The organism is Neobacillus sp. KR4-4, assembly GCF_042136325.1.
GTDB lineage: Bacteria > Bacillota > Bacilli > Bacillales > Cytobacillaceae > Neobacillus.
The window spans coordinates 1-9266 of record NZ_JBHHJU010000052.1 but is presented as its reverse complement, the minus strand read 5'-3'; the positions used below and the strand labels follow the sequence as shown (position 1 = coordinate 9266).

The following is a 9266-nucleotide window of genomic DNA, read 5'->3' as shown; positions in this document are numbered from 1 at the left end:
CCCGTCCGCCGCTAGACTCCGAAGAGTCTCGCTCGACTTGCATGTATTAGGCACGCCGCCAGCGTTCGTCCTGAGCCAGGATCAAACTCTCCAAGAAAGTTGATTAGCTCATTTGTTACGTTGGCTCATGTTCTAACTATATATAATAGAAGAAACACGATTAATATTGTTTGTTTGCACGATTTTGTTTGTTTAGTTTTCAAAGAACAATTCATTATGTCAGAAGCGACATTTGTTATTATATCAACTTTCTATTATGATGTCAATATAATTTTTTTATTTTTTATCAATCACTTTTAACAACTAAAAGTCTGTTTATCAAAAGCGACGTTTATTATTATATCAACTCTATATTGCTATGTCAATATAATTTTCATCTCTTTTTCAATCACCTTTAACAATGAAAACCTGCTGTCAAAAGCGACTTCCTTATAGTATCACCCTCCTAATAATTATGCAACAAAAAGTTTTTCTTTTTTTTAGAAAGCTCTTACGGTTTTCTTTTCAATAATAAATAAACCAGGAGATTAGCATATCTCCTGGCTTTTCACTGGTCTTACCGATCTAATGATTCTTTTTTCCTTTCCCTTTCCCTGGGTGCTTTTTCTTTTTCTCTTTTTGTTGTTTCTTTTCTTCCTTTTTTGGTTTCTGCGCATTTCTAATTCCCACATTATTATGAGCAGGTTTCGCTTTGTTGATAATTGGTTTTGGTTTTGGCGGTACCTCTGCAGAAGTAACGCCTTTAATATACAGTTCATTATTTACTCGATAGACACTGCTTGGCTGCTGAAAACTCGATGCATCCGTTCCAAATGACTGCATCATGTTTTTGAACATATACTTTGCAATTGGTGTCGTCGTCGCGTCCATAAAGTTACCAGAGCCGTTTTGTGCGTATCCAGTCCAGACCGCCATGGTGTATTGCGGTGTATATCCTACGAACCAGCTATCATTCGTGGCGTTTTCTGGGTATCCGAATTTCGCCCGGGTCGGTGCGTCAAAATTCGTTGTCCCTGTCTTCCCTACCACATATAGTCCAGGAACGTTGGCCATTACTCCACCCCCATTTGTTACAACGGAGCGCAGCATATCAGTCACCATATACGCCGTGTAATCCTGCATGACCCGTTTTGGTTTCTCGGTAAAATGAACGACTTTACCATTAGGCAGGACCACTTTTTGGACAAAATGAGGTTTATTGTAGTTCCCTTTATTTCCAAATGCACTGTAAGCTCCGGCCATGGCTAATGGACTAAGAGAATTACTTCCAATCGCATAGGATTCATATACTTGGTTATTTTTAAAAGAAATGCCGAGTTTTTCTGCAAAGTTCTTTGCCTTTTCCATTCCAACCGCCCGTAGTGTAAGAAGAGCAGGAATATTATATGAGTTGTTTAGTGCATTCCGTATGGTCAGCATTCCATGATACTGATGATCCCAGTTGGAAATCGGCTGTCCAGTTGAATACGACGTCGGCTGGTCTTTAATCTGATGACCAGTGGACCATTTTAAATTTTCAATCGCTGGACCATAGTCAAAAATCGGTTTAAATGTCGATCCTGGCTGACGACGGAGATCGACCGCAAAGTTGTTACCTAGAAATTCAGCTTTATACTCGTTTCGCCCGCTCCCAATCGCCCGCACTTCTCCGGTTTTTGTATCTAAAAAGACAAAAGCCCCCTGGAAAGCAGCATTTGGATAGGCAATGATTTCATTGGTGTTCAACATTTTATCTGCATAATTCTGGGCATTTGGATCGAGGGTGGTATAGATAGATAATCCATCCTCACTGATGTCGACACCCTTCAGTTTCCTCTTTACCTCTTTTACAACGGCATCCAAAAACGCTTCGTAAGGAATCGTTTGTTGGTTGCTTTTTAGGACAAGTCCCTCAGTAACAGGAACTTTTGAAGCTTCCTTGTACTGTTTCTCCGTTATATACCCATCTCTAAGCATCGAACGTAAGACGATATTTCGGCGATTTGTGGCCGCTTCTTTGTTTTCCGGCTTGGTTGGATCGTAATTATTCGGACTCTGCGGCAGTCCGGCTATCAAAGCTGCCTGCGCGAGCGTCATTTTTTTCAAATCCTTTACTTCGATACCATAGTAACTCTTTGCGGCAGCAGCAACTCCGTAAGAACGGTTTCCAAGGTAGATTTTGTTTAAATACATCATTAAAATTTCGTGTTTGGAATATTTCTGTTCCAACTGATACGCCAAGTCCCATTCTTGGACTTTTCGCTTTAATGTTTTCTCCGGCGTCAAAAAGGAATTTTTAATCACTTGCTGAGTAATCGTACTACCGCCCTGTGATCCGAAATTTCCGGTTACATTGACAAAAATAGCCTTAGCAGTCCTTTTGATGTCGATCCCATGATGTTCATAAAAATGGGAATCTTCCGTGGCAATAAACGCCTGCTCCAGTACTTTTGGAAGTTGATCATAGGTAATTTTCGTTCGCTTTTCTTTCCCGTATTCATAAAGAAATTTTCCGTTTTTATCGTAAAATTTCGTTGAAAGTGGATCCACCAGCTTAGAATCATCCAAATTAGGCGAACCCTTAATCATAGAAGCGAACGTGATCGCTCCTGCTCCTGTTGAAACAAGTCCCAGCACGAGACAGACAATGATTATTTTTTTCAAAATCGATCCTTTTTTCTTCGGTTTTCGATTGCTTCTGTCTTGATTCTGTCTTGCCCTTTCCGCTCGCTTTCGTTCCTCACGAGATTGATAAGTCTCTTCTGTCATGCTTCTTCTCTCCCATGTAAATTTATGGTTTGGCAAAGTTGATATGATGTAAATGAAAGTATGATCAGCTAATTATAGGACTTCGTAAGCGGGGTTAATTTTATGAGGGGAACACGCAAAAAATGAGACTTAGTGACGGTTCTCCTGGCTCCAATGAGACTTGTGGTGACCACCAGAACCGGGTTTCCCGGCCAGGAGACTCATACATATTACAGGTAATTTATGGGGAAGTTATCCTATATTATTTATACGTTGGAGGTAAATTATGGAGGCAAAGGGAATCCAGATGAGGTTAACTGCTGGTGAAATGGCTCAACTTTGGGCTCAATACTTAAATGATAGCGCAAGCATTTGTATCCTTACTTATTTTTTAGAAAAAGTGGAGGATGATGAAATTAAGCCGGTTATTAAATATGCCCTAGAGTTATCTGCATCACATGTTCAAACGATTACAGCTATTTTAACTGAGGAAAAGAATATTGTTCCGCACGGTTTTCGCATTGGAGAAGATGTAGATTTAACTGCACCTAGACTTTACTCTGACGCATTTGTGCTCAATTTTATTCACCAAATGTCGAAGGTCGGACTTACTTTATATGGAGCCGCTCTAGCAGCATCAGTAAGAAATGACATTAAAGCTTATTACATGGACTGTCTTACTGAAACCATGGGATTATATAAACAGTCAACAGAATTATTATTATCCAAAGGGCTGTTTATCAGGTCTCCGAACCTGCCAAATTTAGAGAAGGTTGAATTTGTGAAAAAGCAATGGTTTATGTTGGATGTAATTGGAGAAAAAAGACCATTAATTGCAGCGGAAGTTGAAAATTTATTTGCGAATATGCAAAGAAATGCTCTCGGAGTTGCTGCGCTAACTGGATTTAGTCAGGTTGCACAGGACAAGGATGTTAAAAAATTTTTTCTAAAGGGTTTAGAAATTGGGAATAAACACATTAGATTATTTAGAGCAAAGTTAGAGGAAAGTAAACTCCCTGCACCGATGGGGTGGGATGGGGAAATAACAAACAGTACCACACGTACATTTTCTGATAAACTCATGATGTACTTTACCACTGGTTTAATTGCTATGAGTGTTGGCTATTACGGTACAGGTGTCAGTGTAAGTCCCAGAGGAGATCTGGCTTCACTGTATAACAGGCTATCCGTAGAGGTTCAAATGTATGCAGAAGATGGGGCCAATATCATGATAAAAAATCGCTGGATGGAGCAGCCTCCAATGGCATCCGATCGAGATGAGTTAATAAGACAAAAGAATAAATAGTGAAAATATAGTATCCAGATAAAAAGAGAAGCACCAGCCTAATTGGCGGTGCTTCTCTTCCATATATTAAAATGCGGCCACTTTCTCTTTTTCACCTTTTAACTTTTCGAGTTCCTTAGTGAGTTCTTCTTCCTCGCCTACATAGCTATTGTATGCCGCGTCAAACTGAGCTAACGGAGCTGCAAACTGATCGTTATCTGATGTATAGAATAGTAATAGAGATTCGTGAAAACTTGGTGAAAAGGAGAAACTATTTTAAAAAAAGGGACGGTTCTAATAGCTCCAAAGAAATTCAGCCGGCCACCAGACCTGACCTCATGTTTCCTACTGTATCCAAATATCTTAATCTTTGAATGTATGAGTATTTCTGCCTATAGGTTGTGTCTTTCTTACCAAAAAAAGGAATGAAAAGAGGGATTAGAGAAGGTTTGAAGAAATTATTATTATATAACATATTTATTTCTTGGGGGAAATGGCGCCATGAGACAAAGCCGACAATATAAATCTCCATATGCAGCAATGTTATGGTCATGTGTATTACCAGGATTCGGGCAATTTTACAATAAGGATTATATAGTTGGAGCTGTGTTGATCGGCATGGAATTTGTCGTGAATTTGAACTCAAATCTAAACCTATCTTTAATCAACTCCTTTATCGGGGATATACATTCTGCCCACCACGTAATTGATTATAGATGGGCACTATTTTACCCATCCCTGTACGGTTATGCGATTTGGCAGGCATTTAATGCAGCAATCACCAATAATCATAAGATGATTGGTAAAGATGCGGACCAACGGACATATTTGTCAGGCTTCTTTATCGGAATGGTATTAGGCATGGATTTCGGATTATTTTGGCATAACACTAGCTTGATCAGACATTATTCCGTTATTAGATTTTTAGACTTCCCTGTCTTTAACGGACTCGCATTTGGATTGTTAATTGGAATCATGGGGCATATCATGGAAATTAAAGTGTATCGAAAACAAAAAGAGCATCTGATAACAGGTAAAAAATAGGGGCCAAATAGGACAGTTCCTTTATAGTGTCTTCCTCCCCTATACTAAGAAGCGACCTCCATTTACCATTTCTCGCCTCTAGAACCCTTATTGGCTACCGTTCCTTCTCATTTTTTGTAGTTTCGGGCGTCTATACCCCTTATTGACTACCTTCCCTTATCTTTTTTCATAGTTTCGGGCATCTATAACCCCTATTGACTACCTTCCTTATCTTTTTTCATAGTTTCGATCATCTATACCTACTATTGGCTACCGTTCTTTCTCTTTTTTCATCGCCTCAGTCGTCAATAAGAAAAATCTCCCTAGCAATCAAGAAAAAATGCCCTCCATCATACGATGAAGGACAAAAGTAACCAATTTGAGTGGTGTCAGGCACCATCCATAGACACCTTCTTACGCTGTCTCCCTCTCTCCATCAACATCCACGCGATTCTTGCCAATTCTTCCTTTAATCGACTTCATTACATGGTACGTAGTCGGTACGATGACCAAGGTTAATAAGGTTGATGTTAATAATCCCGAGATAACAACAATCGCGAGTGATCTAGAAATTAAGCCGCCTTCACTAGATAGGGCCAATGGCAGCAACGCACCAATCGTGGCAAGTGCTGTCATGAGAATTGGGCGAAGCCGGGTTTTTCCTGCTTCTAATAATGCAGCTGTAAGTTCCATGCCCTTCTTCTCGTTCTGTTTCACGCGCTCCATCAGCACAATTGCATTCGTGACCACAATTCCGATTAACATCAAAAATCCAACTAAAGCCGGCATCCCTAGTGCTTGATTCGTCACATATAATCCTAATAATCCACCCGAAAATAGGAACGGAAGCGACGATAGTATCGCCACAGGCATGAGCATATTCCCGAACGCGACAAGCATCACGATAAACACCAGCACTACCGCAACCGCCATTGCCAGCATCATATTTGTAAATCCTTCATTCATCGCTTGCGCTTGACCTTCGGAACGAACGTTCACTCCACTTGGCAGATCAATGCTCTTTAGTCGTTTGTCTACTTCAGCTTGCACACCTGACGAATTATCCGTCGTGATTCGGCCCGTCACCTGCACATATTGCTGCTGATTTAAGCGGTACAATGCAGACGGACTTGGTGCTTTCTTTAGGCTGGCCACTTCGGAGAGGCTGACTTGCTGCCCCATCGGATTGGTCAATTTTTGACTCATAATATCAGCAATAGAATCTACCGAACTTCCATCCAACAACAAATTCACACTTGTTGTTTTTCCGTCTACTTGAATATCTCCCAGATGGTCCCCAGCAATCAACTCCCGAACAAATCCGGCAACCATAATCGGGCTTACCCCTTTTTCCGCGGCTATTGTATCATTGATATCCAATTGCAGCTGTTCCTTCACACCAGAAAGGTTGGATTCAACATTCTCTAAACCATCGATGTTTTTAATTTTATCCGTAATCATCTTCCCAGCGGTCTCCAAATCTTGGGCATTTCCGCCCTCCACAATTAGGGCGATACCACTCGTTCCAACAATCCCAACCGGCGCGAGGGCCACCTGCATCTCATCGCTAAGATTCTCCACTGCCGTACGTACCCTTTTTTCAAAACTAGTAGTTTGTCCCTTTGAGGTATCGTCCTCTAGATCAATCGAAAAACGAATATGTTCCCCATTCACAATCGTTTGGGTATGCTTAATTTGCTTTTCCTCTTTTAAAATTTCTTCGATATCACCCGCCATCAAGTTGGCTTTTTCCAGTGATGTTCCCTCTGGTAAATCAGCGGTTAAGCGATAGGAGACGGCTTTCTCCTGCGGTAAAAAGTTTTTCGGTATCATCGGGACTAATGCCAATGATCCAACAAACATGACCACTGCCAAAACAATCGTCAAAGCCCGTTTATTTAAGACCCATGAAAGAGTATTCTTATAGGCTTTTTGAAAAATAGATTCTTTTTCCTCTTTCGGTTTAATACGAAGTAAGAATAATTTTGCCAGTAACGGCACGACGGTCAATGAAACGATCAGTGAAAACGCCAGCGCCACGATGACCGTAATTCCAAATGGAGCAAAGAAACGTCCAATAATGCCTGGAACAAAGGAAAGTGGTCCAAAAACGGCTATGGTCGTAAGGGTGGACGATGTAATGGCGCCGCCTACTTCTTTGGCTGCCGTAAGAACCATTTTTTCATCACGCTGCGAACTCGTTAAAGTACGGCGGTACACATTTTCAATGACGACAATCGAATCATCAATGACACGGCCGACGGCGACCGCGATCCCCGCTAGTGTCATCATGTTTAAGCTATAGCCTAAGTATTTTAAGGTAATCATTGAGGCCAAAATTGATAGCGGAATGGAAAGAACAGCGACAATCGTTGCCCTAATATTACGAAGGAATAAAAACGTAACCAGCACCGCAAACAGGGTTCCCAGCAACACTTCCCGCAGCATTCCATCGACAGATGTTTTCACTTCTTTAGAGGTATCATATAACTTCGTTAATGTGTATCCAGCCGGAAGGTCTAATTCATCGAGCTTTTCTTTGGCCTGCCCCACCACTTCAACGGTATTAGAACCGGCCTGTGCTTTCATCTCAACCAGAACAGCCGGCTTTTCATTTAGACGTGTATAGACAGTTTCCTTTTTGTTGCTATAAGAAACGGTTGCGATTTCCGACATCTTTACCTTCTGGACACCATTTGGACCTTGAGACAAAATTTGAATATTCTCTACATCACCGACGGAATCCAGCTTGAAATCTGCTTGCACATTCAAAGTTTTATCGTCGACATTTACTTGACCGGCTGGAAAAGAAAAATGATGGGCTGCAAATGTTTGTTTCACCGTCTCATAGGTAACCCCATGCTGTTTCATTTTTTCAGGATCGAGCTTTACCGCCACTTCTTTTTCCGTTTCCCCCGAAATATCAATTGTTCCCACTCCATCAATTCCAGTCAATGCCGGCTTTATCCGTTCATTGATATATTCGGTCAGATCGGATTGATTAGCTGTGTTCGATGAAAGGGCAAAGGTAAAAACCGGCATCGCAGACGGACCGTCTTTGAGGATTTGCGGTTTTTCCGCCCCTGCTGGCAGTTGGATCGAGGCGACGGCGGTCGTAACGTCCTTTTCCGCTTCATCCATATCTTTCCTCATCTCAAATTCAAGAATCCCCACCACCATATTACTGTGTGCCTCAATGTACAAATTATCTAGTTTCTTTATTCCCGATAACATGTTTTCTAACGGTTTGCCTATATCCTCTAATCCCTGTTCAGGAGTCGCTCCAAGATATGGAACCTGAACGATTATATAAGGAATGTCGACATTCGGCATCGATTCCATCTTCATCGTTTTGACTGAATAAACTCCCCCAGCAATCACCATCAACATGGCGATAAAAATAACCCCGGCATTCTTCAACGAAAACTTAATCCATGATTTCATTTTTCTTTTCCCCTCCGTAATCTAAGTACTTTCTCAGTTTAACTACTTCCCCAACCTACTAAACTCGTTTTCTGGTTCTTTTTACCTTTTTTATTATAAGATTTCCATCTCACTGCCAACATCGGGCAGTTACTGTAATCTCGACTAAGACCTAAGGCTTAGATAATGTTCTGGTGTCAGGCACCGAAATTGATTAAAATGGTAAATTTCTAGTAAAATCTACTTAGTTGGAAAGTTTGGTTGGGTTGAGCATTTTGAGAATAAGCCGTAGGGAGAAGGAGTTAGAGAAAAACAGAATGAATATGTTTAGGAAGTTGTCTGATGGGGTATTAGCGCTGCTGATTACCATCCTGCTTTATGCGGTATTTTTCGCGGTAGTTTCACAGAGTCCTGGGAATGAAATGAATAATAGTTTGATCGCCATGGCAGCCTTTGTTGCAATGACGTTTTTTATAAACTTTCCGGTGTGTTGGTGGATTATCAAACGGATCATTAAGGCTAGTCGAGGGAAGAATTATTGAAACAAAATGAAGCCAAGTTCCGATTGGAACTAGGCTTTTATGTTTAATAGAGTTACACAAGCATTCATCTGGAATAATAAACAGTGGACAATTCTTCATCACAACAAAAAAGAACAACCCAATTGAGTTGTTCTTAAAATGCCTGGCAACGTCCTACTCTCACAGGGACGCGTGTCCCAACTACCATCGGCGCTGAGAAGCTTAACTTCCGTGTTCGGTATGGGAACGGGTGTGACCTTCTCGCCATTGCTGCCAGACTATTAAAT

5 protein-coding genes and 2 rRNA genes are annotated in these 9266 nt (G+C 41.1%); 3 read left to right on the top strand and 4 right to left on the bottom strand.

Annotated features, from left to right (window positions below; genetic code table 11):
- Window positions 1–97: ribosomal RNA gene (locus tag ACE198_RS27485) — 16S ribosomal RNA — on the bottom strand; the annotation flags it as partial.
- A gap of 467 nt (window positions 98–564) precedes the next feature.
- Complete coding sequence (locus ACE198_RS27480; protein ID WP_375377747.1) at window positions 565–2748, bottom strand: transglycosylase domain-containing protein; 2184 nt, start codon at window positions 2746–2748, stop codon at window positions 565–567.
- 265 nt (window positions 2749–3013) lie between these two features.
- On the opposite strand from ACE198_RS27480, the gene ACE198_RS27475 reads away from it, so the two are divergent.
- Window positions 3014–4033 carry a DUF3231 family protein gene (locus ACE198_RS27475; RefSeq protein WP_375377746.1) on the top strand — a complete coding sequence of 340 codons (1020 nt, stop codon included), beginning with the start codon at window positions 3014–3016 and terminating at the stop codon, window positions 4031–4033.
- Between the two features lie 480 nt (window positions 4034–4513).
- The gene (locus tag ACE198_RS27470) at window positions 4514–5056 is read left to right on the top strand and encodes a hypothetical protein (protein ID WP_375377745.1); all 543 of its coding nucleotides are present in this window, start codon (window positions 4514–4516) and stop codon (window positions 5054–5056) included.
- A gap of 393 nt (window positions 5057–5449) precedes the next feature.
- On the opposite strand, the gene ACE198_RS27465 is transcribed toward ACE198_RS27470, so the two are convergent.
- A complete protein-coding gene (locus tag ACE198_RS27465; RefSeq protein WP_375377744.1) occupies window positions 5450–8479 on the bottom strand; it encodes an efflux RND transporter permease subunit in 3030 nt (1009 codons plus the stop codon).
- 296 nt (window positions 8480–8775) lie between these two features.
- On the opposite strand from ACE198_RS27465, the gene ACE198_RS27460 reads away from it, so the two are divergent.
- Window positions 8776–9000 carry a hypothetical protein gene (locus ACE198_RS27460; protein WP_375377743.1) on the top strand — a complete coding sequence of 75 codons (225 nt, stop codon included), beginning with the start codon at window positions 8776–8778 and terminating at the stop codon, window positions 8998–9000.
- A gap of 140 nt (window positions 9001–9140) precedes the next feature.
- Here the strand turns inward: ACE198_RS27460 and rrf are convergent.
- Window positions 9141–9257, bottom strand: a 5S ribosomal RNA gene (rrf, locus tag ACE198_RS27455).
- Window positions 9258–9266: the final 9 nt, after the last annotated feature.

What these genes read in the sequence shown, in the direction of transcription:
- ACE198_RS27475 (WP_375377746.1), top strand. Translation starts at nt 3,014, where the DNA reads ATGGAGGCAAAGGGAATCCAGATGAGGTTAACTGCTGGTGAAATGGCT.
- ACE198_RS27480 (WP_375377747.1), bottom strand. Translation starts at nt 2,748, where the DNA reads ATGACAGAAGAGACTTATCAATCTCGTGAGGAACGAAAGCGAGCGGAA.
- ACE198_RS27460 (WP_375377743.1), top strand. Translation starts at nt 8,776, where the DNA reads ATGAATATGTTTAGGAAGTTGTCTGATGGGGTATTAGCGCTGCTGATT.
- ACE198_RS27465 (WP_375377744.1), bottom strand. Translation starts at nt 8,479, where the DNA reads ATGAAATCATGGATTAAGTTTTCGTTGAAGAATGCCGGGGTTATTTTT.
- ACE198_RS27470 (WP_375377745.1), top strand. Translation starts at nt 4,514, where the DNA reads ATGAGACAAAGCCGACAATATAAATCTCCATATGCAGCAATGTTATGG.